Origin of the sequence: Algoriphagus sp. NBT04N3 (assembly GCF_019443765.1) — a bacterium.
Taxonomy (GTDB): domain Bacteria; phylum Bacteroidota; class Bacteroidia; order Cytophagales; family Cyclobacteriaceae; genus Algoriphagus; species Algoriphagus ornithinivorans.
On sequence record NZ_CP048415.1, the window covers coordinates 3,961,030 to 3,987,085 of the forward strand.

Annotated in this window: 21 protein-coding genes; 6 read left to right on the plus strand and 15 right to left on the minus strand. The window is 40.7% G+C overall.

Going from position 1 to position 26,056, the window contains the following annotated elements:
- Nucleotides 1-157: 157 nt before the first annotated feature.
- The gene (locus GYM62_RS17250) at nucleotides 158-1,591 is read right to left on the minus strand and encodes a DASH family cryptochrome (RefSeq protein WP_219957333.1); all 1,434 of its coding nucleotides are present in this window, start codon (nucleotides 1,589-1,591) and stop codon (nucleotides 158-160) included.
- A gap of 95 nt (nucleotides 1,592-1,686) precedes the next feature.
- On the opposite strand from GYM62_RS17250, the gene GYM62_RS17255 reads away from it, so the two are divergent.
- Together GYM62_RS17255 and GYM62_RS17260 are read left to right on the plus strand one after the other, a co-directional pair.
- A complete protein-coding gene (locus GYM62_RS17255) occupies nucleotides 1,687-2,619 on the plus strand; it encodes a polysaccharide deacetylase family protein (RefSeq protein WP_219957334.1) in 933 nt (310 codons plus the stop codon).
- 13 nt (nucleotides 2,620-2,632) lie between these two features.
- Nucleotides 2,633-5,032: a glycogen debranching protein gene (locus GYM62_RS17260; RefSeq protein ID WP_219957335.1), complete on the plus strand. Its 2,400-nt coding sequence runs from the start codon at nucleotides 2,633-2,635 to the stop codon at nucleotides 5,030-5,032.
- 20 nt (nucleotides 5,033-5,052) lie between these two features.
- On the opposite strand, the gene GYM62_RS17265 is transcribed toward GYM62_RS17260, so the two are convergent.
- The 5 genes from GYM62_RS17265 to GYM62_RS17285 all read right to left on the minus strand — a co-directional run bounded on the left by GYM62_RS17265 (nucleotide 5,053) and on the right by GYM62_RS17285 (nucleotide 9,528).
- Nucleotides 5,053-7,257 (minus strand): DUF5916 domain-containing protein, encoded by a 2,205-nt coding sequence (locus GYM62_RS17265; protein WP_219957336.1) that lies wholly within the window; start codon nucleotides 7,255-7,257, stop codon nucleotides 5,053-5,055.
- Nucleotides 7,258-7,344: 87 nt separating this feature from the next.
- A complete protein-coding gene (locus GYM62_RS17270; protein WP_219957337.1) occupies nucleotides 7,345-7,773 on the minus strand; it encodes a secondary thiamine-phosphate synthase enzyme YjbQ in 429 nt (142 codons plus the stop codon).
- 9 nt (nucleotides 7,774-7,782) lie between these two features.
- Nucleotides 7,783-8,256: a hypothetical protein gene (locus tag GYM62_RS17275; protein ID WP_219957338.1), complete on the minus strand. Its 474-nt coding sequence runs from the start codon at nucleotides 8,254-8,256 to the stop codon at nucleotides 7,783-7,785.
- 54 nt (nucleotides 8,257-8,310) lie between these two features.
- A complete protein-coding gene (locus tag GYM62_RS17280) occupies nucleotides 8,311-9,153 on the minus strand; it encodes a fumarylacetoacetate hydrolase family protein (protein ID WP_219957339.1) in 843 nt (280 codons plus the stop codon).
- Nucleotides 9,154-9,168: 15 nt separating this feature from the next.
- Complete coding sequence (locus tag GYM62_RS17285) at nucleotides 9,169-9,528, minus strand: DUF1304 domain-containing protein (protein WP_219957340.1); 360 nt, start codon at nucleotides 9,526-9,528, stop codon at nucleotides 9,169-9,171.
- 100 nt (nucleotides 9,529-9,628) lie between these two features.
- On the opposite strand from GYM62_RS17285, the gene GYM62_RS17290 reads away from it, so the two are divergent.
- Nucleotides 9,629-11,008 carry an RsmB/NOP family class I SAM-dependent RNA methyltransferase gene (locus GYM62_RS17290; protein ID WP_219957341.1) on the plus strand — a complete coding sequence of 460 codons (1,380 nt, stop codon included), beginning with the start codon at nucleotides 9,629-9,631 and terminating at the stop codon, nucleotides 11,006-11,008.
- Here the strand turns inward: GYM62_RS17290 and GYM62_RS17295 are convergent, their stop codons facing one another.
- The 7 genes from GYM62_RS17295 to dapF form a co-directional block, all read right to left on the minus strand.
- Nucleotides 11,009-11,659: a response regulator transcription factor gene (locus GYM62_RS17295; protein WP_219957342.1), complete on the minus strand. Its 651-nt coding sequence runs from the start codon at nucleotides 11,657-11,659 to the stop codon at nucleotides 11,009-11,011. It lies immediately after the preceding gene.
- 10 nt (nucleotides 11,660-11,669) lie between these two features.
- Nucleotides 11,670-13,532, minus strand: a complete 1,863-nt coding sequence (locus GYM62_RS17300) for an ATP-binding protein (RefSeq protein ID WP_219957343.1) — start codon at nucleotides 13,530-13,532, stop codon at nucleotides 11,670-11,672.
- Nucleotides 13,533-13,618: 86 nt separating this feature from the next.
- On the minus strand, nucleotides 13,619-14,392 hold the full coding sequence (locus GYM62_RS17305; protein ID WP_091653417.1) for a S1/P1 nuclease: 774 nt from the start codon (nucleotides 14,390-14,392) through the stop codon (nucleotides 13,619-13,621).
- Nucleotides 14,393-14,493: 101 nt separating this feature from the next.
- Nucleotides 14,494-15,684: a M20 family metallopeptidase gene (locus tag GYM62_RS17310; protein ID WP_219959482.1), complete on the minus strand. Its 1,191-nt coding sequence runs from the start codon at nucleotides 15,682-15,684 to the stop codon at nucleotides 14,494-14,496.
- The gene (locus GYM62_RS17315) at nucleotides 15,665-16,204 is read right to left on the minus strand and encodes a hypothetical protein (protein WP_219957344.1); all 540 of its coding nucleotides are present in this window, start codon (nucleotides 16,202-16,204) and stop codon (nucleotides 15,665-15,667) included. The genes GYM62_RS17310 and GYM62_RS17315 overlap by 20 nt, the downstream gene beginning before the upstream one ends.
- Nucleotides 16,205-16,209: 5 nt before the next feature.
- Complete coding sequence (gene secA, locus GYM62_RS17320) at nucleotides 16,210-19,590, minus strand: preprotein translocase subunit SecA (RefSeq protein WP_219957345.1); 3,381 nt, start codon at nucleotides 19,588-19,590, stop codon at nucleotides 16,210-16,212.
- A gap of 93 nt (nucleotides 19,591-19,683) precedes the next feature.
- Entirely contained in the window at nucleotides 19,684-20,457 is a 774-nt protein-coding gene (gene dapF, locus GYM62_RS17325) for a diaminopimelate epimerase (protein ID WP_339816330.1), read from the minus strand.
- 177 nt (nucleotides 20,458-20,634) lie between these two features.
- Between dapF and GYM62_RS17330 the strand changes: the two genes are divergently transcribed.
- From GYM62_RS17330 to GYM62_RS17340, 3 genes are all read left to right on the plus strand, one after another.
- The gene (locus GYM62_RS17330; protein WP_219957347.1) at nucleotides 20,635-21,390 is read left to right on the plus strand and encodes a superoxide dismutase; all 756 of its coding nucleotides are present in this window, start codon (nucleotides 20,635-20,637) and stop codon (nucleotides 21,388-21,390) included.
- A gap of 164 nt (nucleotides 21,391-21,554) precedes the next feature.
- Complete coding sequence (locus tag GYM62_RS17335; RefSeq protein ID WP_219957348.1) at nucleotides 21,555-22,322, plus strand: hypothetical protein; 768 nt, start codon at nucleotides 21,555-21,557, stop codon at nucleotides 22,320-22,322.
- An 84-nt stretch (nucleotides 22,323-22,406) separates the two neighbouring features.
- The gene (locus GYM62_RS17340) at nucleotides 22,407-22,874 is read left to right on the plus strand and encodes a nucleoside triphosphate pyrophosphohydrolase family protein (RefSeq protein WP_219957349.1); all 468 of its coding nucleotides are present in this window, start codon (nucleotides 22,407-22,409) and stop codon (nucleotides 22,872-22,874) included.
- Here GYM62_RS17340 and GYM62_RS17345 read toward each other — a convergent pair whose 3' ends face one another.
- Nucleotides 22,875-23,729, minus strand: a complete 855-nt coding sequence (locus GYM62_RS17345; protein WP_219957350.1) for a mechanosensitive ion channel family protein — start codon at nucleotides 23,727-23,729, stop codon at nucleotides 22,875-22,877.
- 118 nt (nucleotides 23,730-23,847) lie between these two features.
- Nucleotides 23,848-26,031, minus strand: a complete 2,184-nt coding sequence (locus GYM62_RS17350) for a hypothetical protein (protein WP_219957351.1) — start codon at nucleotides 26,029-26,031, stop codon at nucleotides 23,848-23,850.
- Nucleotides 26,032-26,056 lie beyond the last annotated feature (25 nt).

The following is a 26,056-nucleotide window of genomic DNA, read 5'->3' on the forward strand; positions in this document are numbered from 1 at the left end:
TTTGTTAATGATCCCATGACAATTCCAATAGTTTGTTTTTATTGGGTTGGGTGGATGGCCTTTTGTTATTTGGTTTTTTGGAGACTTAACCCTGCTTATCGAGAAAAAATTAAGAGTAAGCATCAAAAAAAAGATTGACTTATCCACAATTTTTCAGCTAGGAGTAACTCTGCATTTTGACTAAAGGGTGTGGATAACTCCCTCCCAATGAAATTCCTAAGTCTCTCAATTCCTTGGTTGTCAATTCCCAAGGGTGGTGAATGTCAAAGCCTTTAATGGATTTTAGCTCTGGAATCCATAGCCGAACATAATCCCCGTTTCGATCATAATTTTTTCCTTGTCGAAGGATATTGAAATAGCGGTTTTCTCTGGGATCATTTCCTACACCACCCACATACATCCAGTTTCCCCAATTGGAGCAAACGTCATAATCTATCAACATACTTTCAAAATAACTGGCTCCCCAAGTCCAGTCTATCCCAAAATCATTGACCAAAAAACTGGCGACATTCTGTCTCCCACGATTGGACATGAATCCCGAATATTTCAACTCACGCATATTGGCGTCTACAAAAGGGACTCCTGTCAACCCCTCACACCAGCGCTCGAATAGAGCACTATCTCTTCTCCAGGAGTCCTCTTGTTTTTTTATACCTCCAATTTGAAATATTTGATTGCCATGTTTTTTGCTGATGAACCTGAAATAATCTCTCCAGATCAATTCAAAAATGAGCCAATAAGTACTTTGATTCTTTTTGCGCTCCTTTTCGTAGCGTTTTACCTCTTCAAAAATGGTTCTTGGAGAAATACAACCTAAAGCTAACCAAGGCGAAAGCTTAGAACTGTAATCTCCTCCAATCAATCCATTTCTGGTTTCTTTATACGTTTTCAGAAGATCTTTTTCCCATATATAGGACTGGATTCGCCCTAAACCGGCACTCTCTCCACCATTTAACTCCATCACCGCTCTGGGCTCGGTCTCAGGTTCCTCCAGTCCATATGTTTTCAGGTCTGGCAATACTCCAGACATGGGCAACAAATCTTCTGCTGGAAAATTAATTTTATCGGGTTTGGGAAAAGTAGGCCTGATTGAAGCCATCTTTTCCACAGCTTTTCTAAATGCTGTAAATACTTCTGGCACTTGGGAAACAGGGAAGGGCAAATCCTCTATATGATACAGGGTGCTGATCCAATAGGACTCTGTAGCAATTCCTTTTCCCCAAGCAGCCTGATCCAAAGCTTCATCTACCTTTTTTTCTTCATCAGTTACTTCCTCTGAATAAAAAATAGCGTCCGCTTTAACGCGACTGGCTAGGGTGATCAACTCTACTTCTGGTTTCCCTCTTAGAAGAATCAAATCGGCCCCAGTTTCTCTTAAATTTTTCCTCAAATCCAATACAGATTCAAATAAAAACTTGGCTCTGAAGGGACCTGTTTTTGAAAAACCGAGTTCAGTAGCTTCGAAATGTCTGGGGTCAAAACAATACACCGGGATCACCTCTTTGGCCATAGCCAAAGCTTGATGCAAGGTCTCATTGTCTGTCAGACGCAGATCATTTCTAAACCAAACTATCGCTCTTTGATACTTCATGATTGTTGAACAGGCTTTTTAAGGCAAGTGTTTGAGATATTTTTAAAATTCATTTTTCCCTATTTTCTTTAAATTCAAGAAAATTTAAACTCATCATGAAAATCTCCCATTTCATTTGTTTTCTATTCCTGTTCATCCCAATAATAAACTTTGCACAAAGCCTGCAAGAAAAACTGGGCTATGCTGCGGAAGACAAATTATTGATCATTCATGGTGATGATGTAGGCGTTTCCCATTCACAAAACCTGGCAACTTTTCAAGCTATTCAAAATGGACTGGTAAGCTCCACCAGCATGATGGTTCCGGCAGCATGGTCTAAAGAGGTAGCTGAATTGGCCAAAAGCATCAAAAACCCGGACATAGGAATTCATATTACGCTGACCAATGAATGGCTTCATTATAATTGGGGACCGGAAGCTGGGAAGACAGATGTTCCCGGTCTCGTCAATCCACTCGGGCATATGTTTCCAAGTTGCGCAGAGGTAGCTCAAAACGCGAGTCCTGAACAAGTAGAAAAGGAAGTCAGAGCTCAAATAGAAAGTGCCAAATCCATGGGAATAGATGTCACCCATCTCGATTCCCATATGGGTTGCATGTTTTATGGACAGCCGGAATATATGAGGATTTATGTAAAGCTGGCTTTGGAATACAATATCCCGGCGATGATTAATCAGGAAATTTATAAGGGATTAATTGAACCCAATCCTGCACTATTTGAAGGCTTGGAAGTCCAAAAACTTCCCATCATTGACCAGATTATCATGGCTGATGAAAAAGCTTATGCAAATGGTATGGAAGAGTTTTACACGGATGCATTGAAAAATTTACCGGCTGGAGTGCATGTGCTCTTATTGCACTTAGCCTTTGACGATGCTGAGATGAATGCAGTTACTTCGGGTCATGATTCATTTCACGCACCCTGGAGACAAAAGGATTATGACTTTTTCACCAGTGAGCAGGCTAAAAAATTATTGGAAGAACAGAACATTAAATTGATCACTTGGAAAGAAATTGGAAAGCTTCTTTAAAATGAAAATTATAATGAAAAAGACTTTTACCTATCTCATTTTTTGTCTGGCTCTAATCTCCTGTTCGGAAACTCAAGATCCCTTTTCTCTAATATTTGAGGACTTAGAGTCCCAAAAAGGGCTTGCAGGAAAGAAAGCCTATTTAGCATCTCCATTTACAGCTGCTGGCGACAGAGTATATCTGATCGGAAATCAAGACGGTAGCTTTCCCGATATGGGCTGGCATGTAGAAGGCGAAATGGGAGGAATCTGGATGCATCCCATCAAATTAATGGATGGCTTTAGTGCCCAAATTCAAATTGGAGATCAAAAAAGCTGTTTGGAAAATGCAGAAGCTTTTATGAATTACCCATTTTCCAACCTGATAGAATATGACTTATCCACATTAGGGCTGAAGGTAGAGAGGCTTCATTTTGTGCCAGATGGAAAGGAAGGAATGGTGGTTTTATATAGAATTAAAAATGTGGATAAGTCCGAAAAGTCCATCTCTTTTAATTGGAGCGCAAAAGTTGATTTGATGCCAGTTTGGCTCGGCGAGAGAAGCGGGATGATCGATCAAGAAGATCAGGTCAATTTTGATGAAATGAGTCAAACCTTCTGGGCCAAAGACTTGGGAAATGACTGGTATGTTTCCTGGAAGACAGATCCTAAATTCCAAGTCAGTCCTGTTGCCAATAGCTGTGAATTTGAATCTAAAGGAAAAGGACTCGCCTCCACATTTAGTACAGAGTTGAGTATCCCTGCTGATGGTGCTATAATTTTCCCTGTTTTTATAGCCGGCTCCACCAATAGTCAACTCCAAGCTTTTTCCACCTTGGCAGAAATTCAGGAAAACCTGGCTGCTGATTGGTTTAGTAAAAAAGAGCGATATCAACTTTTGAAATCAACAGCACAGATTCAAGTTCCAGATCAGGAATTACAAGAAGCTTTCGAGTGGGTAAAATATAACACAGACTGGCTCGTGCGTGACGTTCCTGAAATAGGCAGAGGTTTTGGTGCAGGATTGCAGGATTATCCTTGGTTTTTTGGCGTAGACAGCGAATACACCATACAGGGATTACTTGCTACGGGCAGAAAAGAATTGGTTTATTCCACTCTAGAACTTATCCACAATTTGTCTGAAAAAACCAATGGCAATGGAAGGATTATCCATGAAGCCTCCACGAATGGAGTGGTATTCAATCCGGGAAATATTAATGAAACGCCTCAGTGGGCATCCACTATTTGGGAGGTTTACCGATGGACAGGCGATAGAGAGTTTTTGGAAAAATACTTTCCATCAGTTGAAAAAGGGCTTACATGGCTTTTGGAGGAAAATGATTCAGATGGAAATCTCCTAGCGGATGGCTATGGCATGATGGAAATCCACGGGCTGGAATCTGAAATGATAGATGTAGCGGCTTACAGCTACAAAGCTTTTGCAGATGCTGCTCAAATAGCTGAAATTTTAGGAAAAAAAGCCCTTTCTGAAAGTTATCAACAAACTGCAGATGCGCTGGCTGAAAAAATCAACGCCGAATTTTGGGTGCCCGAGTTTGGAAGCTATGCCGATTTTATAGGAACTGCAGATGAGGCCATACACCTGATTGATGGAGCCATTATTCGGGCAGATACTTTGAATAAGCCTTGGGCTGTGGAAGAATTAAAAGCTACTAAATCAAAGTTATCCACATTACCAAAGGATCAAAAACAGGGATTTGTATTGTATCATAATTGGGTCGTCAATACTCCAATGGAGGTCGGAGTGGCCGATCCTGAAAAAGCCCAAATCGCCTTAAAAACAGGAAGAAAATATACCAATCCCTTTGGAGTTTTTGTGACTGGCATAGATAGAGATGAAAGTGCTGAGCTGGAAGAAGGTTCTTTTACGGGGAGCAAAGTATTCTCCTATACCGGTGCGGTGATGACATTGCCAACAGGGGTGTCTGCAATTGGAGAAAACAATTATGGGAATCCAGACCAGGCTTTAGATTATCTAAAAAGAATGACAAGAAGTTTTGGATTTGCCTTACCCGGATCAATCTACGAGGTTTCTCCCGACTATGGAATGTTTACCCAAGCTTGGAACTTGTATAGCTATGCGATTCCGATTGTCACCCAGTTTTTTGGGATAAAGCCATATGCTGGAAATAAAGTTATCCACATCCGTCCTCAGATGCCAAGTGATTGGGAAGAAGCCAAAATTGAGCGAGTAAAGGTTGGTGAAAATGAGATCACTGTAACCTATGAGAAAAAAGGAAAGAATCTGATCATAGAGGTCAATCAGAGCCAGAAAAAGTGGGGGCTTTCAATTGAGATTCCTGAGAGTTATGAACAAGTAAAAGTCTTAGGCAAGGAAGTCAGCAGCGATACTCAAAACGGATATCGTAGAATTTTGATGACTGGGGAAAAGGTGAGGGTGGAAGCTTTCTAGAAAAAAAGCTTCCTTATGCTTTACATATTCAACCAATAATTCAACTTCAACACCAAACTTCTTTGCTTAGGGATGAAATCACCCGGAAAATAATTGTCTGTGTACACCACAAAGAAATCGGAAACAGGTGCATATCTCCACTGCAACCTGGTATTGATATTCAGGTTGTCTATCTGGTTGTTGTACTGAATAAAGGTTGTCCAGAATAGGTTTTTGCTAAATGTCAGATCGATTCTTGGACCCACTAGAAGCAAATTCGCATCGTTTTGAGGTTCTGGCAGTCGGATCTGATTGTAAGAGAAATTCATGGAGATATTTGCTGTATAGCCCATTCTGATGGCCATCTCACTTCGAATGGAAGCAATATTTCCTGTAAAATATTCTCCAAACTCACTTCGAAGAGAGAAATTAAAAGGCAATCTCGGGTTACTTCTAAAATCAATCCCAAATCTCTGGGTACTGTAATCAGTACCTGCAGCAAGTCTTTCTCCACCTGTTCGAGTAGGATCAAATGGACTGAAAAGATAGACATAGCTATAGGTGTTGGAAAAAGTCAGCTGCGCAAGAGACTGAAATCTAATTTCATAACTCAGCTCTATATCTCTATCAGTCATCCCCAATCCATCATTCCACAGATATTCAAAATCAATTTTAGGTCCATGACGATTGATATATTTACTCTTCGGGAAGAAGCTGTAAGAAAGATCTGGGTTCAGTCGCTTATAATCTGTTCTCGGAGTAAACCCCACTTCTGGATTATAATTTTCACCTATATCCAAATAGCTAAAGCTCCAGTTCCAATGTAAGTCATTATATAAGATGTAGGCATTGAAAGTTCCGGTTTCATCACTTACTCCCTTTTCAAATGTCCTATGATAAAAGGCCTTTCCTGTCCATCTGTTATCGGCTGATGCCAAATTGTATTCCAAGCCCACTAGACGATTATAATCATCGGGATTAAAAAGACCTTGTTCATTTTCTGCAGCCAAAGACTCTCTATCAACTACGATTAAGCCTATGTTTGAGCGATTGAACACCTTTTTTTGCAATGCAAGTACGCTGAAATTTTTACCATTAATTCCTGCCTGCTCATCATTGGCGGTTTGCATATTCATCAAGCCTACCCGCCAATCATCTGTGATTTTACCACTCAATCTGGCTCCGTAAATAATTTTATTCTGGACATTTTGTCCAGTATTCTCATCTCTATCCACTCCAATTCTTCTGGAAAAGAAAGGCCTTGCCAATGGATGTCCGAAGCTGGCAAACAAGTCACCATTTTCGAGGAAAAACTGCCTTCTTTCCGGGAAAAATATTTCAAATCTATCTAAGTTAGTGACCTGCTGGTCCACTTCCACTTGAGAGAAATCCGGATTAAAAGTAAGGTCTAAATTCAACGCAGGGCCGATCCCAATTTTCGCATCACCGCCCACCGCTGGAGTCATATTTTCTGACGTTCCTTCCAGATAATTTTTAGAAGTTCTTCCGGCTACATAAGGTATAATAGAAACATTCGCAGATTTCTTGCGAAGTGGTTCTTCAAAAATCAGCTTTCTGCTAAAAGCTGTGGATATAATAGAGAAGTTTCTCGGAATAGGGGCCCATGTACTTCTTTCTCCCAAGTGACTGTCAATTCGGTAAAAGTTGACATTCCAATTTTGGGCACCATCCTGAAATCTCAACGTGGAGAGAGGAATGATTGCCTCCACTTGCCAATGATTCTCAAAAATTGTTGCCTTCGCATACCATTTGTTATCCCAAGCCAAATTTAGATCGTCACCTCTAGCTCCACCATTTGCCAAAAGAGCTTCTCTTTGAACCCCGTAAGGATTGACGCCAAATTGGAAGGCATTGGTTTTATCATTGAACGTATCAAATACAAAGCTGATCCCATCGTTTTGCTCTCCTCTATAGTCCCTCCTCAAAGAGGTAGAAACATATTTGCGAGGTCCTGTATTTTCCATGACCGCGGCTATGTATATATTTTGATCATCAAATGCGATCTTCACTCTGCTTTGCGCTTGAGCTTGACTGGTATCAGAAGGAAAATATTGGGTAAAATTAGAGTTCCAACCCTCAGGACCCCAGATTTCTTCATCTAGGATTCCATCCAAAACAATGGGTTCACTGGTTTTGAAAGCGAAGGCATTGGGAGCTTGCTGAGAATATGCAGCAGAGCATAGCAGCAAGGACCCAAACAAAATGATAGTTTGGCTTATTCTCATGGTTTAGTCGATGCCACAAAATTAGAATTGTTTGAAGCTTTGACTCTGAGAATTTTACAAATGGTAAGATGTGATGCTTATCGTTTTTCAGCGGGTACCAAAGGCAGTTAGCACCAAGTTTCTGGGGCCTGCATTTCGCCTAAATTCACATATATATATTCCCTGCCAAATTCCTAAGGATAGTTTTCCACCAGAAATCGGAATTTGAAGGCTGGAATCGAAAAAACTGGCTTTAATGTGAGCAGGCATATCATCCGGACCTTCATAAGTGTGGATAAACCGTGGATAAGTTTCCGGAATCAATTCATTTACAAAGGTTTGGAAGTCTTTTCTGACAGTAGGATCAGCGTTTTCATTGATAGTCAGGGCAGCTGAAGTATGCTGGATAAAAACCTGCAAAAAACCGACTTGAAATTGTTCAATTTCAGGAATGGCAGCCTCTATTTTTTCAGTAATTAAATGATAGCCTTGTGGATAATTGGGCAAACGTAATTTTTTCTGAAAAAACTGACTCATATCGGCAAGTTAAAAAAATATGCTTTTAGTATCGCTCGTCTTTTCAAATATCAATGTAGGTCCATCACATGCTCCCCATGAACCCAATAACCTTCCATCAGAATCCCAGGAAAAATACTCTTGACCTGAAAAACAGGTGTGGATCAGTTGCCTATTACTAGGATTGTCACGGCTCAAAAGCACGGACTCTTCGTCATAATTCAACAACAAAAATAAATTGTCATTATTCTCTTCGATCTTAAACTTACCGGAAAGCACATAATCACCAATGTTTTTAACAAAAGAACTGTCTTTCTTAAATCGGTAAACATAGGTAGTATCCGTCTGATCATAAGTCTTTACGTCTCCAGGGTTGAGGCAAAAGTTGCAAAAAGATTCTGTTAGCGCCCATTCTTCCCAATCAGACTTGTCAGGATTAATCGCTTCAGTGCAAGAAGAAAGGGCCAACAATGAAGTAAGGAGAAAACAGCAGAATTTATTCATGATAACACTAGTTATGAAGTCATTACGCTTTTAAGCTCTAATCTGATACAGTCATTAGATCTTTTTCACAGAATTGACTAACACACCCATAGGTTCAATACTTATCAAGACCTGATCTCCTTCCTCCAGCGTAAAATTATCAGGAACAATTCCTGTACCTGTCATCAAAAAGCAACCAATAGGAAATGTATTTGCTCTGAATAACCAATCGGCCAATTCCTGTGGTTTCCGTTTTAATTGTGTCAAATTGGTTTTTCCTTCAAACTGGGTTTTTCCTCCTCTTTTTATTTCCAATTTAATTTCAGTTTCCTTTTCCAACTGATTTCCAATCCAAATACATGGACCTATGGAAGCACAACCTTGATAAACTTTAGCTTGGGGTAGATACAGTGGATTTTCACCTTCTATACTCCGACTGCTCATATCATTTCCGATTGTAAAGCCCTGGATTTTTCCGGAAGGTGATAAAAGTAAAGTCAATTCTGGTTCGGGAACATCCCAAGAGGAGTCCTTTCTGATATTCACGGCAGAGCCGGGATTAGAAACTCTAGATGCGGTTGCTTTAAAAAAAAGTTCTGGCCTATCGGCTGCATACACTTTATCATAAAAATCAGCCCCACCTGAATCTTGAGACTCTTCCATTCTTGCAGTTCGGCTTCGGTAATAGGTGACACCTGCAGCCCAAACTTCCTGGTTCCCCATTGGAGCCAAGATTTCCTCACTTAATAACTCCTCTGCTTTGGAGGAGGAGATACTTTCCCAGTTTTTGGACTCATTACTCAACAGAGATTTTAAATTTTCTCTACCCAATAAATGATCCCAGTCTAATTCTGGGCCGAGCAAATACGATTGATCTACTTCTAAAAGGGTTGCTGATGCTAATTTATATAGTTTCATAGTTAGGCTATAGGTTTATGAAAAGCTGAGAATCAGAATAAATGCAATGAAAGCAGGAAAGGCCTGAAACCAAAAGATTTTTTTAGAAACGGTGTATGCCCCGAAAATTCCTGCAACTACGATAAATCCCAGAAAGAATATTCGAACAGAAATCGACAGCTCATTTACCAGAAAAAAGGACCAAATAAGGCCAGTAGCAACAAAGCCATTATATAAACCTTGATTTGCGGCAAGAGACTTGTTGGTTTTGAAGAACTCCTTAGATCCTCCGAAAACCTTTCGGCCAAAACTTTCCCAAGCAATAGACTCCATCCAAAAGAAAAATAAGTGCTCAACTGCTATCAAGCTGATTATTATGGAGATTAAGACTTGCATATCCGTTTTTTCCTGAATTTACAGATATTTTGGGGCATTGAGGAAAGCTTGATTCCAAATCAGAGTAAAATCATTTGCCTATCTTTAAGGCCTGAATTATATGGATAAACTTCAACTTCCTGCTGCATTTCAAACTCAAATGAGAGAGTTAATCGGAAACGAAGAATATGACGTTTTCGAAAAGGCTATTGATCAAGATAGTAGAAGTTCTATTCGCCTCAACCCATTCAAAAAATTCAAGCTTCAATATCAAGCTTCGCCTGTTCCCTGGTCTAAGCAAGGATATTTTTTGGAAGAGCGCCCTTCCTTTACTTTAGACCCGAGTTTTCATGCTGGGGCTTATTATGTTCAGGAAGCATCTTCTATGTTTATTGAACATATTTTACAAAGCCTACAGATACCGAAAGGAATCTACCTGGACTTGGCGGCAGCCCCGGGGGGAAAGTCAACCTTATTAAGCACCTACCTAGGTCATGAAGGCCTTTTGGTGGCCAACGAAGTAATACAAAGCCGTTCCCAAATTCTAAAAGAGAATATCATCAAATGGGGTTTGGGAAATACGGTGGTTAGCAATAATGATCCCGAGCACTTTGAGCCTCTGGAGGGATTCTTTGATCTCGTTTTGGTGGATGCCCCTTGCTCCGGAGAAGGCATGTTTCGAAAAGATCCACAGGCTAGAACAGAGTGGTCCCCGGATCATGTGCAACTTTGCTCATCTAGGCAAAAAAGAATCATGGACAAAGCCGGTGCACTCACTGCGGCTGATGGCTATTTGATTTATAGTACCTGCACCTTTAATGAAGCGGAAAATGAGGAGATGATTCGGTTTATGATTTCTGAATTTTCCTATGAACCGGTTAGAATTCCTCTCAATGAAACATGGAATATTCGGGAAAGCCAAGTAAAAACCGAAGAAGGGACTTTTTACGGCTATCGTTTTTTCCCGCATTTAGTGGAAGGAGAGGGCTTTTTTATTACAGTTTTCAAGAGGCCAGGAGATGCTTTTTCTCTTTCTCCGGGAAAAATTAAGGATTTCAAGCATCCTTTTCTGAAAGAAGTCAGTCCAAAAGAATCTCAGGCTTTGGATGAGGAATTAGGTTTTCAACCTTCAGGACAATACTATCAGCTAAATGACTCCTATTTTAGAATTGAATCTACTTGGAAGGCCTATTTTGAAAAAATTAGCCAGCATTTAAGCATCCGGTATTTCGGGGTTGAATTAGGAAAAAAACAGAAAAACGACTGGATCCCATCTGCCGAGTGGGCTTTATCCACATTACCCAAAAATGGCTTCAATTTGCTCAATGTCAATTTGGCTCAAGCGCTGGATTTTTTGAGGAAAAAAGATTTGGAGATAAATGAGATTCCCTTGGGCTGGGTCCTGATTTGTTATCAAGATCTGCCTTTAGGCTGGATCAAAAACCTGGGCGGGCGAAGCAATAATTACTATCCAAAAGAATGGAGAATTCGGACGCTTTAATCAGCCTTCTATAATTCGGTTTTTCAGCGCTTTTTGAACTGCTTCCATTTTATTATGAACCTGCAGTTTGCTGTAAATATTCTCCAGATGTTTTCTAACCGTTTTCGGAGAAATAAAAAGATTTTCCCCAATCTGATTATAATTCAACCCTTTAGCAGTTTGCTCTAAGATTTCTGTTTCCCGGGCTGTCAGCTTGACCTCTATATTTTTATCGTCAAACTGAGGAGGATTTCTCAACAATTTCAAAGTTTTCAGAGCAATGGATGGAGTCATCGCTGCCCCTCCATCTAAGGTGTCGATTATTCCCTGATAGAGTTCCGGTGGATTCACTTCTTTGAGAAAATATCCATTTGCACCTGCCTGGATTGCCCTAAAAATGTTTTCGTCGTTGTCGAAAACCGTCAACATTATAGTCTTGATTTGGGGATACTTTTGAGAGAGGACCTCCACCGTTTCAATACCATTTTTTTTAGGCATTTCAATGTCCATCAACACAAGGTGGATATTGGAGTTTTTCTCCAATTTTTCTAAAAACTCTTCTCCATCTGAAGCATGAAACTTCACCTCAAGATCCGGATAAAAGGATAATTTTTCCAAAATCGCCTTCAGCAAAAATGAATTATCCTCAGCTATTGCAATTCTAATGGCCATAATTGATGAATTAATCAATCATTATTTCTGTGCCCTTATCAGGGGCAGTATTTACTTTCATAGATCTACCGATTCTGCTTGCTCTTGTCTTCATGGTGCCAAGTCCATTGCCGAAAGGGTTGGTCTCACTGATTCCAGACCCATTATCTTTGACCACAAGGCGGACCTTATCCATGCCTTGAATAATTTGAATCTGCACCTTGCTCGCTTGAGCATACTTAATCGAATTATTCAATGCTTCCTGAATTATTCTATAAAAATTTACGCCTTCCAAAGAATTTAATCGATGACCCGCATCCACATTTTCGTCTATAATTAATTCAAAGTCTGTGTCAGGACAAGACTCCTTGGCCTTGGCTATCAAATTTGAAACACGGCCTCTCAGGTCTTCAATGGTCATACTGTCCTTGTTCATGGCCCAGATAGTATCTCTCAACTCATTGACTGTCTCCACTGTAAACCCTGAAATCTGATCAATTTTTTGAGCCATTTTCTCTTTTGACAATTCGACAAATTTCAAGTTATTTAAAGAAGACACGATAAAGGTCAACTGGGAACCGATATTATCATGTAGATCCAAAGCAATTTCATCCCTTTGTGTCTTCAGTCTTTTTTGGGTTTCCTGCTCTGCATAGATGGCTTGCAATTTTGCTTCCTGTCTGAGGTGACGATTTTTTGTCTTTTGCCTATAGTAGATAAAAAAGCCTATCCCCAAAGACAGTAATAAAAACACCAAAAGCATCAAAAGTTGATTATTCCTATTTTCGACTAATAGTTCATTTTCTGCCAAAGCAGCTCTTGATTCAGCTAAAGCCCTTTCTTTTTGCTCTACTTCGTACCGAGCTTCCATCTCACTCATTGCCATCAGCCTTTCTTCCTGAAAGATGGTGTCTTTTAGGGCACTGTATTGTTCCAAAAAGCCCATGGCCTTGGGCAAGTCTCCTTTCGCCTTATGAAATCTATATTCTTCAAAAAGGTAGTCTCTTTTCTTCTCAGTCGAGCCACTTAGAGCCACATAGTAAGCTGCACTGTCCATCAAGGAGCGAGCTCCACTATAATCCCTTAAATTATAAGCGATGTTGGCCAAATTGGTGTAATTGGTAGCTAATCCGTAGGCAGGATACCCATCTTTCTGATTGAGTTTCAAGGCAATTTCTATCCACTTTTTGGCTTCATCGTACCTTTCCTGTTTAATAAGAGTGTTACCAATATTATTGAAAGTGAAAATGACACGCATGCTGTCCAAATTCTCCATATCCTCAATTATTTTGAAGTGGTAGAATAAGGCACTATCTGGTTTGCTCCAATCGTCAAAGTTGATCGCTATACTATTCAGCGCGAATGCTCGGTAAATTGGGTTTGCTTTAGAATATTGATCTAAAATTTCAATGGCTCTTTTTCCATATTCAACACCCTTGGAATAATCCTCCATATCATGATGAATTACTGCAATATCCAAAAGGTGATAAGCCAAATTATTGGAATCAGCGGAAACCAGTGAAAAGTCAATTCCATCCTGCGCATGATTCAAGGCTAGATCAAATTGGCCCGCTGCCTGATCTATTCTAGTCAGTCTGATATATGCTAGGGAAATTAATTCGGGATTCAGCGATGGGTCTATAAACTCTATACTCTTTGAAAAAGCACGCTTAGCCTCCATGTTTTTTCCTTGAAGGTTAAATTTCTCCGCTACAAAATAAAAGTAAATTCCAGAGTCAGCTTTAGACTTTAATTTACGCTGGGCTTCCTTTAAATAATTATCAGCAGAATCCAGGTTTGAATAAATCCTTCCTAACTCTTTTTTCAGTTCTTTATTTTGGCTGAAAGAGTCAATAGAAATAAAGGATAGAAGAAATAGAAAAATTATTCGCATAAAAACTATTAAATAGTATTTCAATATAAAAAAAATGCCTTTGACTCCTAAGGATCAAAGGCTAAAAGCTTTAATCAGACTTTTGATCAGCCATATATCTCTTCTAAAATCTGCGCTAATCTCACACTTGCAGCGACCATCCTTTCTTCAGCTACGTGATAATATTGATACATATAGCTATAGCTGATTCTTTTATTTTCCGGCAAATCATACACCATAGGTCTTAAGCTTACCGCTTCCTTCAACCAGTCCTGCATGCTTGCAGACTGATAATGTCTTTGCAATTCAGGAGTGATTCTTCTGTAAAGTTCATTGGCAATTTCAGAGTAACTCATTCCCTGTCTTTCAATCATTCCACTGTCCCAAAGTGCATGTAGGTTGGTAGGGTTTCCAAAAAATTCAATTTTCACATCATTTCCTCCACGATCTTCTCCAGTTCCAACATGAAGTGGCTGATGGATATCTTCCACCATATGAATTAACATTTTTAACTTTTCTGCTTCTTGCTGCGGAGTTAATCCACCTGCTTTCAATTCATTTTTCAAGCGCTGAATGGCCTCGTAAGCATCTCCGCCTTTTTCCTGATGAGCAGGATCATATTCTCCGTTTTTGCTGGTTAAATAATGCCAGGTAGTGGCATAATTAAAAGTGCTATCTGACCTGATTTCATCCATCCAAGTACCACTGCGAGCTATGGACATTGGGTAAATAATTTTTTCCACCCTTTTCACGGTGGATTCTTTCATCTGCCTTTGGGCCATTAGGCCAATCAAATAATGTCCCAACTGACCCCAGGCAAAGCTTTGGGTAGATACTAAGGAAAAAAGCAGGATAATACCTGCTATTCTGAATCTTTTCATTCTTTTATGAGTATTTGTCTTTTTGCTTCAATGAAATCTTTAGAAACTGAATTCTATATTCAAACTTAGCTTTGCTAAATGATTAAAATGTCAACTCAGTATTAAGCTTTTTGAAGTTCTGCCACAGCCAACCAGGCCATCAATCCGGCACCAATTTCCAAAGCATCTTCCTCTATATCAAAAGTAGGTGTGTGAACACCCGATACTATTCCCTTGTCTTCATTTCGGGTTCCAAGGCGGTAAAAGCAACCGTCAATTTCCTGAGAATAATAGGCAAAATCCTCAGCTGCCATCCAGATATCCAAATCTATGACATTCTCTTCACCTAAATATTCCTTGGCCGCCTCTGTGGCTCTAGCGGTTAATTTAGGGTCATTTTGCAAAAATGGGTAGCCTTTTCTGATTTCAAAGTCGACTTCTCCACCCATGCCCTCCACGATTCCTTTTGCGATTTGAAGCATTTTTTGGTGAGCCTTCGCTCTCCATTCTTCATTCAAGGTTCGAAAAGTGCCCTGAATTTTCACCTCATTTGGAATCACATTAGTAGCTCCTAAAGCTTCCACTCTACCAAATGAAAGTACCGAAGGAATTTTAGGGCTTGCAACTCTGCTGATCACTTGTTGCAAAGCAACAATCATATGGGAAGCAATCAATACCGGATCGATTAGGGTTTCCGGCATAGCTCCATGTCCTCCTTTACCTTTCACAGTGACATAAAGCTCATCTGCAGAAGCCATATAGATGCCTTGACGAAACCCAACTTTTCCTGCTGGAATGAAAGGCATCACATGCTGACCAATTATACCATTGGGACGTGGATTATTCAAGGCTCCATCTTTGATCATGTAAGATGCACCGCCTGGGGCAACTTCCTCACCAGGTTGAAAAATAAGCTTGATGGTACCTTCAAATTGGTCCTTTACCTCGTTTAGGATTTTGGCAGCACCCAACAAAGATGCTGTATGTGCATCATGCCCACAAGCATGCATTACCCCTGGATTTTGGGACTTATAAGGAACCTCGTTTGCCTCAATAATAGGCAAGGCATCCATATCTGCACGAAGCGCAATTACTTTTTTATCCGGGTTTTTCCCTTTGATCAAAGCAGTCCACCCCGTTGTCGCTTTTTGTTCCAAGCTTTCAATTCCTATTTCTTCCAGTTTAGACTTAACAAATTTTGCAGTCTCGTACTCTTGATAGGATAATTCCGGATGGGAATGGAGGTGACGTCTATTTTGAATTACTTCTTCTTTATACGCTTTGGCAAGCGATTTAATTTTGTCCTTCAACATCATTGCTTTGGCTTGGCACAGTAAATTCTTTCCTCAAGATTCGATCTTGAATAATCCGTGCCGATGGGAATTCAGTTTTGATCAGATGGTAAGTCTTCAATGCTTCCACCTTGTAGGCATATTTTCCAACTTTCACCAAGTACCGCGGCTGCTCATATTGAATGGCTGGCTTAACATCAGGGAAAAGCATGCTGATTTTCTCCTGGGTTTTAAATGCCAAATCTCTATCCAAGCCTGAATAAACCAACACCTTATATCCATTGAAATACGGTTCGGATTTATTCTTGTCATACTGCTGCTTGGCGATTTGCTCAAGTTGATTGTCAATCGCCTGAGGAGAAGTGGCTGGTTCGGGTGCTTTTTGTGCTTCTTTCCTTTCCTCAAAGTTAGGATAGGAAGGCAGCGAAGCGCTTAAATCTTCAGAGTAGTTTTCATAAGAAGATGCACTATCTACTGCAGAGCTAGATGTTTTGCAAGAAGCTGCAACAATCAAAAGCACTAATAACCAGACAACTCTCATAAGGATTAATTATCGATGATTACACATTTTCCTTCCTGCACATCCTGTTCCACACTTTTATACTTGACATCCTCTTTGAGGGTTCCGTTCGTGTATTGAACAGTCACACGATCATTTCTTCCATAAGTCTTTTCAGACTTTCTTGGAGCCACAGCTTGAGGGGCCTGTCTTCCTGCAGAAGCAGCTGCCGCCGCAGCTCTATTTGCACCAGGGTTCAAGGAGCTTGAAACCTCAGCTTTGGAAGCTTGAACTTGTGGTTCAGGTGCTCTTTGAGCCTGTGCTTGCTGAACTTGAGAAGGATCTTGCTTTGGCAAATCAGCTCTAGTCAGGAATGAAACCATATCTTCATTCAATTTGCCGATAAATCGCTTGAACATCTCAAATGCCTCAAACTTATAAATCAACAATGGATCTTTTTGTTCATATACGGCATTCTGAACGGACTGCTTTAAATCATCCATATCCCGTAGATGTTCTTTCCAGTTTTGATCGATGATGGCCAAAGTGACATTTTTCTCCAAAGATCTGATCAACTCATTTCCTTCCGAGCTGAGCATTTTTTCCAAATTCACGACCACTCCGATTTGCTTAATGCCGTCAGAAATAGGAACCATGATATCCTTCACAGTAGCACCTCTTTCTTCTTGCACCCTTCTTAAAATCGGAAGAGCAGTAGTAATGATCTGTTGGTTTTTCTTTTGGTAACTTTCAAAAGCAGCCTCATACAGCTCCTGAGTCAAAGTAGAAGCATCTTTGGACTTGAGGTCATTTTCAGAGATTTGGTAGTCAAGACCCAAAGAGGTGAAAATATTCATGCGAAGATTTTCCAAGTCTTCTGTGGACTTGCCCATCTCCACAATGCTTTCACAGACATCGTAAAGAATATTTAAAATATCGAGTTCCAAACGCTCTCCTTTGAGGGCATTTCTTCTTCTCTTGTACACCACTTCCCGCTGGGAATTCATCACGTCATCGTATTCCAATAGACGCTTACGAGTACCGAAGTTATTTTCCTCCACTTTTCTCTGAGCTCTCTCAATGGACTTGGTAATCATAGAGTGCTGAATTACCTCTCCTTCTTCCAATCCCATTCTATCCATGAGTTTTGCAATTCTGTCAGATCCGAAAAGTCTCATCAAGGAATCTTCCAGGGAAACAAAGAACTGGGATGAACCCACATCTCCTTGACGACCTGCACGACCTCTCAACTGTCGGTCCACACGTCTGGATTCATGACGCTCAGTACCAATAATGGCCAAACCGCCTGCCTTTTTTGATTCTGGACTCAACTTGATATCTGTACCACGACCCGCCATGTTAGTAGCGATAGTAACCGTACCTGCTTTTCCTGCTTCAGCAACTACATCAGCTTCTTTCGCATGTTGTTTGGCATTCAATACCTGATGTGGGATTTTTTTCAGAGTAAGCATTCTGCTCAACACCTCAGAAATTTCAACTGAAGTGGTACCCACCAAGACTGGTCTACCTTGGGCAACCAATTCATTGATCTCGTCTACAACAGCATTGAATTTCTCTCTTACCGTTTTATAAACTTTATCCTCTCGGTCGTCTCTTTGAATAGGTTTGTTGGTTGGAATTACCACCACATCCAACTTATAGATTTCCCAGAATTCTCCAGCTTCAGTCTCTGCCGTACCGGTCATACCGGCCAACTTGTGATACATTCTGAAGTAATTCTGAAGAGTAATAGTTGCGTAGGTCTGAGTAGCGTCTTCTACTTTCACATTTTCTTTCGCCTCAATCGCCTGGTGTAAGCCGTCAGAATATCTTCTGCCTTCCATCACACGACCGGTTTGCTCGTCTACAATCTTCACCTTGCCATCCACTATGATGTACTCCGTATCACGCTCAAACATACAATAAGCCTTCAAAAGCTGATTGACAGTATGAATACGTTGAGCTTTTACCCCGTAGTCCTTGATCGCCTCTTCTTTCCTTACAAGCTTTTCTTTTTCATCAATGCTTTCATCCTTTTCAAGATCCGCAATCACCACTCCGATATCCGGCATGATGAAGAAGCTAGGGTCTTCATTTTTGGTAGTCATGGTTTCGATTCCACGATCAGTCAGATCGACCACATTGCTTTTTTCATCAATTGTAAACAAAAGCGGTTCGTCTGCCTCAGGCATATTTCGCTTATTATCCTGGAGATAATAATTTTCGGTTTTCTGTAAAACCACGCGAATTCCCGGCTCAGAAAGGTATTTGATCAAAGGCTTATATTTCGGCATACCTCGATATGCTCTGAACAATGCTAGTCCCCCTTCTTTTTCATTACCTTCTGCAATCAACTTCTTGGCAGTTGTCAAAAATCCCTGAACCAACTTTCTCTGCTCATCAACCAGGGTTGATACCCTTGGTTTCATTTGATCAAACTCGTGTACATCACCTCTTGGAACAGGTCCTGAAATAATCAATGGAGTACGTGCATCATCAATTAACACGGAGTCAACCTCATCGACCATGGCAAAATGATGCTTTCCTTGCACCAAATCATCAGAGTCTCTAGCCATATTGTCACGCAAGTAATCAAAGCCAAATTCGTTGTTGGTACCATAAACGATATCGCAACCATAAGCTTTCTTTCTGCCTGCTGAATTAGGCTGATATTTATCAATACAGTCTACAGAAAGGCCATGGAATTCAAAAAGCGGTGCATTCCACTCCGAGTCACGTTTTGCCAGGTAATCATTTACTGTAACAATATGAACTCCTCTTCCGGCCAAAGCATTGAGGTATGCTGGTAATGTTGAAACCAAAGTTTTTCCTTCACCCGTCGCCATCTCGGCGATTTTACCTTTGTGCAAAACCATACCTCCGATCAGCTGCACGTCATAGTGCACCATGTCCCAAACTACCTCATTTCCTGCAGCAAGCCAGCTGTTGTGCCAAATGGCCTTATCACCGTCAATCTCCACGTTTTTCTTAGTAGCCGCCAGTTCCTTATCCTTAAGAGTGGCCGTCACGGTCAATTGCCCATTTTCTTTAAATCTTCTTGCCGTCTCTTTGACAATTGCAAAAGCTTGAGGCATGACTTTTTCCAAAACCTCTTCTAAAGATTCATCCCGCTCTTTTTCTACCTGTTCGATTTGGGTAAAAAGATTATCCTTCTGGTGGATAGCGTCGATAGGCAGGGCTTCAATTTCTGCTCTGAAGCCAGCAATCTTATCATCCAGTTCCTGTAAATGGCTATTGATGGTTTCTTTGATCTGAGCAGTTTGGGCACGAAGCTCCTCATCACTCAGTTTCTGAAGACCAGAAAAAATGTCATTTATTTCTTTAACCTTCGGAAGTAATTCTTTGATATCTCGGTCGGATTTGGTTCCAAAAACTTTGGCTAATCCTTTTGCTATAAAATCTAACATGTTTGTCGTATGTGATTCTGAAATCAGGCTTTAAAATTAAGCCCTTTTTATTACAATTGATAATTAAACTAGAGAGGCCTTTGTGTGCCTTTCTTAATTTGAAAGTTCCATTTTTCCGGAAAAAACCTGTTTGGCTGGTCCAATCAACCAAACGTTATCCAGGCATCCATCTTCATTTCTGTGAAATCGTACGGAAAGATTTCCTCCTAAGGTTTTGATTTTCACCTCAGCATCAGATTTTTCCTGCTCAAAAGCAATGGCCGCTGCTGTCACACCTGTCCCGCAGGATAGGGTCTCATTTTCAACTCCTCTCTCGTAGGTTCTGACAAAAATCTCGTCTTTGCCCAAAGCCTCTATAAAATTGACATTGGTTCCACCAGGAGCATAATCTTCTCTATATCGTATTTTTTTGCCTTCCTCAAAAACAGGGTAGTTATGAACATCTTCAACCACTCTTATATGATGTGGTGAACCTGTATTTACAAAGCAATCTCCGTTTTTAGCAGTAATTCCTTTCACATTGCCCATTTTCAACTCCACCACATCTTGGTTCAAAACTGCCTCATGAGGGCCGTCGATAGCCAAAAAATGCGTTTTGTCTTCAATGATGCCTAAAAAGCCAGCAAAGGCAACTGCACAACGGGCACCGTTTCCACACATACTCATGGAGCCGTCGGCATTGAAATAGATCATTTCAAAATCATAGTCTCTATGATTTCGGATTAAAATCAATCCATCAGCACCTATTCCAAACTTTCTGTCACAGATTCTGGAAACCAAGTCGAGATTTTGATCATCGAATTTATTCTCCCGATCATCGATCATCACAAAATCATTTCCAGTGCCCTGATATTTATAGAAAACCATCTTATTCATCTTAACTTTTAGAAAGTCAAAAACCTAACCAAGCAAAACTTTGGATGCAAACATAACCAACTTGTCAGAAAATCGGACTTAATGTCTGATTAGCAATTTCAATTCTGCTTAAGAATGGTTAGTTTCAGGTATCTTTTAACATTGAAACTAGAAATCAGTTATTTATTTATGAAACTCACAGAAAACCCTATATCCCGACGAAAGTTTTTATCGAACAGTTCCAAAGCAGGCCTTGCTGTAGGTTTGGTTGGTTCGGGAATCTTAAGTGCTTGCTCCAATGAGGCCAAAGGTGATGCACAGGCAATTTTAGCAACCAGCTTTACGCAAACTCCGCTAAGATTCGATTTTGGAGCATTGGAGCCTCATATTGATGCGATGACTATGGAAATCCATTTCACCAAACATGCAGCCGGATATGCAAAAAACCTGGGTGAGGCAGTTGGAGAGGAAAATGTAGACACCAACAAACCCTTGGAGGATGTATTAGCTAAGATTTCCAATTACAGCACGAAAATGAGAAATAATGGTGGCGGCCATTACAATCATGAACTATTCTGGCAAATCATGACTCCGGATGCTGCCGAAAGACCAGAAGGGGATTTGGCAGAGGCTATCAATTCTTCTTTTGGAAGTTTCGAGGCATTTGTTGAGCAATTTGAAGCTGCTGCTAAGACTAGATTTGGTTCAGGTTGGGCATGGTTGGTGGTGGGAGAGGACAACAAATTGTCCGTAGGTTCTACACCTAACCAAGACAATCCTTTAATGGACATTTCAGATTTTAAAGGAATTCCTTTACTAGGTCTGGATGTCTGGGAGCATGCTTATTATCTGAACTATCAAAACAGAAGGGCAGATTACGTCTCCGCTTTTTGGAATATAATTAACTGGAAAACAGTGGCTGAGCGCTATAATGCGGCCATTTAATTCAGAAAATTAAATAAATATAAGACGTCGGACTATTCAGTTCGACGTTTTTTTGTGCCCATTTCTTAGCTAATCCAGTTACGTTTTGCTCTTCGTATTTTTTTCTGGATATCCGGTTGGCATCTCAATTGGATCAAATAGAAGTAAACCAAAATAAAATTACCATGATCAAAAATTTTGTAAACGCCGCAATGATTGCATTTTCAGCCGGAATTATTTTGAGTTCTTGTTCAGAAAACGAAGACCAAATGCCTTCTGAAGGGAATTCCAATGCAAGGCTTTTTGCGACTGCCAGCGAAGGTTCTTCCGGTAGCAGCAATTCCAGAGTAATCGTCAATGGATTCTCTTCCACAGAATTCACTGTGGCCACTGCAGACATGGAATTGAGGTATGCTGCAAAAGCAGACATTCAAGCAGGAATTAATCTGGGTAACATTACTTTAAAAACAAATGTGAACTCTAGCCTACAGACTTCCGCTGCACAAACGAAATCACTGACCATTATTGCCAATGGTGATAGTAGAGCAGCTTTGGTTGCTGAAGGTGAAACTCCTGAAGGAAACTATGCAGAAGCAGAATTTAAGCTGAAGAAAAACACCACCGTTGCCTCTTCAGACCCAAAATTCAACAAATCAATGTGGATTAAAGGTCAAGTGAACAACACAGAGGCTATTGTATGGTCTGAAACCGAAAAAACAATCCGTGCAATGGCAGAAGCTAGCAGCGGTGTAGAAGTAGAAGGCCAAAGCGAAATGGTTTTGGATTTCGACATGACTAAGCTATTTGCAGGGGTTGACTTTTCCTTGGCAGTAGATGGAAATGGAGACGGTAAAATTGAAATCGGTCCAAACGGAGTCGATGGTAATACCTTGCTTTACTCCAGAATCATGAGCAACGTTGACGGTGCAGTGACTTTGAAAAAAAGAAACTAAGCACATTATTAGATCTTAAAGTTTTAAAAGACCGGGTTTTCCGGTCTTTTTTCTTTATTTCGGATTCCAACTAGATTAATACCTATGCAAGATCCAAAATCCCTTACTTCGGTTGCTTTATTTCATCAAACATTTAAGCACCCTGTATTACCAGAACCTACAATTCCTTCTGAAACCCGCTGCAAATTGAGAGTTTCTTTGCTTGCAGAGGAGTTGAAAGAGTTAGAACAAGCCATTGCGGACAAGGATTTGGTAGAAATTGCGGATGCGCTTTGCGATCTGCAATACGTGCTTTCAGGAGCTGTTCTTGAATTTGGACTAGGTGAAAAATTCAAAGAGCTTTTCGACGAGGTACAAAGATCAAACATGAGCAAAGCTTGTGTCACAGAAGAAGAAGCTAAGGCCACAGTGGCACATTATAAGCTAAAAGGAACCGACTGTTTTTATGAAAAAGAAGGAGATCTGTTTTTGGTCTTTAGAGAAGGGGACAGAAAAACTTTGAAATCAGTTAATTACTCCCCAGCGGATTTGAAGAAAATTGTAGAGAAATAATCAAGAGCTTTTGATAGGCTGATCCCTATAGTTTTTGATTTCCAATACACGGGCCGGAAGATTATATCCGGCCTTTTCTAATGTAGTCAATACCTGGATAATAGCTTGGCTTTTCACTTCCATGTCAGCAATCTTTCGATCAAAAGTATCTACCCAAAAAGCCACCTGCAGATTCAAGGTGCTTTCTGCCAGGTCTGAAACCCAAACTTTGGGCGTTTTGGTGTCCATCAAGACTCCTGGGACTTTTTGAATGGCTTCCAAAATTAAAGCTCTTGCGGCTTGGTAGTCGGAACCATAATCCAAACCAATTATAAAATCATAGCGCAGAAATCCATCTATGGTAAAGTTGACCAAAGGGTTTTTAATGATGGTGGCATTGGGAATAAAAACGTCTTTGCCATCCGAAGTTTTGATTTGAGTATCTCGCAGGTTTAAGGTCAAAACAACCCCTCTCATTCCATTAATATCTACAATATCTCCTACTCGAAAAGGTCTTTTGAAGGCTAGAAGAATTCCTGCTAAAAAGTTTTCGCCGATATCCTTAAGGGCAAAACCGATCACGAAAGCTGTGATACCAGCCCCGGCTAGAAGCCCTGAAACCAGGCCTGTCAATCCTATTATTCTAAAAACCAATAGAAACCCAAGCAGTATAATGATCAACCTGAAGACAACTGATAAGAAATTGGCTAATAGCGGATCATCCATCCGGACCAATAATCGTTTTTTCAAAAATTTTTGAAGGACATTGCCCAAAAAGTAAAAAGCGAGTAGGATGGCTAAAGAAAGACCTATTGTCTTTAAAAGTGCTTCAATTCCTTCCCAATCTGTCTGAAAAATGTCAAGGCTTTTCATCATCCTATATTTTGATTTTTCTTAAAATACAAAAAAGCTCAGGATTTGACTCTTAGTGGAATTATTTGAGCCAAGAATTATAATAAAATAAGGGCCGATTTAAAGTCGACCCTTACTGGAATTAGTCTTTTGGAATCACCGTGACCTCAACTGCGTGATAAATATTTCTTCTGGCTTCCAGCTCTTCCGTGAATTTTGCCACCCATTCATCCCTTACTGCTTTACTGTAGGTTTTTATTATTCTTATACTACCCACACCGACTCTGTAGACATAACTTTCGCCATCCCTTTGCAAATCCGATGCATTTCTGTTTACTATGTTTCCTCTAGTTCCATCTTGTCGGATAAGCTGAAACTGAAAGGCTTTAGGCTCTACTTCTGTGGTGAATTTTGCCAAAAATCCTCCGTTCGATATGGTATATTCTACTCCAGTTGGAGATAAAGACGTTTCTCTTTCACTCACAGGTACATATATTTCCCATCCTGTTATAAATTGAATTTTATCCTCTATTCGGATGATTGCGAAATCTTCTCCAATTTTCGTACGATTTGCACCTTGTTTGATATAGGTTCTTACTTTGACAGTATCGACTGCATTTTCAGATATGCTTCCAACCTTGACAGAGGCAAAATACTTGACCTTATTTTTTGAACTGGAGAAACTCTTCCCTTCATGAATATCATCATACAAGTAGCCGAATTTTCCAGAAGTGGACCATTCGTATTCGATCACCTGCCCGTCTGCTACAGAGGATTTGATAAATGCCGTCAGCTCCCGGCTATTTTCAGGGGATACTTTTGATTCTCTTGGCTCCAAATTGATTTCGATCTCCCGCGCCTTGATTTCGAAGACCTCCAAACTCCTGGAGTTTTGAATATCATGTACTTTTCTTGCGTAGTCAGCTCCCTTTAGCATGAGATCGATCGTGGTCAAAATCTTGGCCTTTCTGATGGCGCTTTGCTTGAAGTCTTCCAAACTAGGTTTGGGAAGATTTGCTGGGGCGTTTTCCCAAATCGTCTCTGCTGCTACCCGCGCCAAATCCTCCAAAAAAATCGAGCCGAACTGATTATAGCCAATGGTAAAAAAGTCCCTGACCGCCTCGGATAGCTCTCCGTTTTGTACTTTTTGACTGACGCTGGGCATTTGGTCCAGATAGCCCGCAGTAGCAATGATCATCGCCTCCCAGAAATCCTGCTGTGTTTTGGGAGCTCCTGTATTTTTGGAGGCAGTGGCTTTGGCGGTAAGGCCGTCCGCAATCAAAGGCACGACAAAATCAAGGGTAAAGGTCAAAAGCATGAGTTTGGTACGCTCGGCGATTTCAGCCTGATTGAGATTTTGTCCGCCTTTTCCCATACCGATGGCCCGCAGCTGCCAGGTGGCTTCTTTTTCATTCAGGCTCAAGGGAATTTCTATGGGATCGGTATTGACCCGAAAGGACTTCTCGGTACTGCCTAAGAGGTATTCATAGACCGTTCCCGAAAAGCTGGTAATTCCGGTGACCACGGGGATTTCCACGGTTTTGTCCGCACTCTTCTGATTACTTGATCCTGGAAATTCATTGATCGCTTCTTCTTTGCCTGACTCATCTATCCTTTTGGTCTTGTAGAGAAATCCCGTCGCCCGCCTTCTGAAAGTGTTTGCTATCTCAAACTGGCTCAATCCGATCTGGTATACTTGGATACCGCTTTTGATTTCCCCATCCACCAATAAGTCGGAGGCCTTTGTCTCCTCGCTGATGCGGGCATCAGGAAAATTAGGATCCAATCCCTTAATCATTTCCCCTAAGAGTAGCCCAAGATTGGGATCGGACAGGAAGTAAGGATCCTTTTCAAAAGCCTGATCCACTTGTGACTTCCACTCTGGCCAATTGGGAAAAGATTCTACTTCCGCAAAAAACCGAGGTGCAAGTTCAGGCTCGAAAAATGGCCCTCCAAGACCCCAAAAAAGCAAGGTTTTGGCGGTGGTGCTTAAATCCAGTTTTTGCTGATTTGCATCAATCACTCCGGCTAAAAGGAGTCGATCTTGCCTATCTAGAAGATAAGCAAATGCAGATTCGGAGGGAAATTTCATCACCTTTCCGGATTTCTGCTCATTCAGCGGACTGGATTTGTCCCAAGACCAAAGGGAAGCTCCGGTCAAATCAGGGCTTTTTCCCTCTGGAAATTCTACAGTAACGCTGTAGGTCTCCAATCCTACCAAAGGATCTGGGTTTACAGGATCTTGGGGAAGGATGTCTTCTTCTGTATTGCAGGAAAGACAAAGGAGTGTGGCTAGAAAAATGTAGGAGAAAATTCTTTTTTTCATGATTTAAGAAGTTTAAAGAGGAATT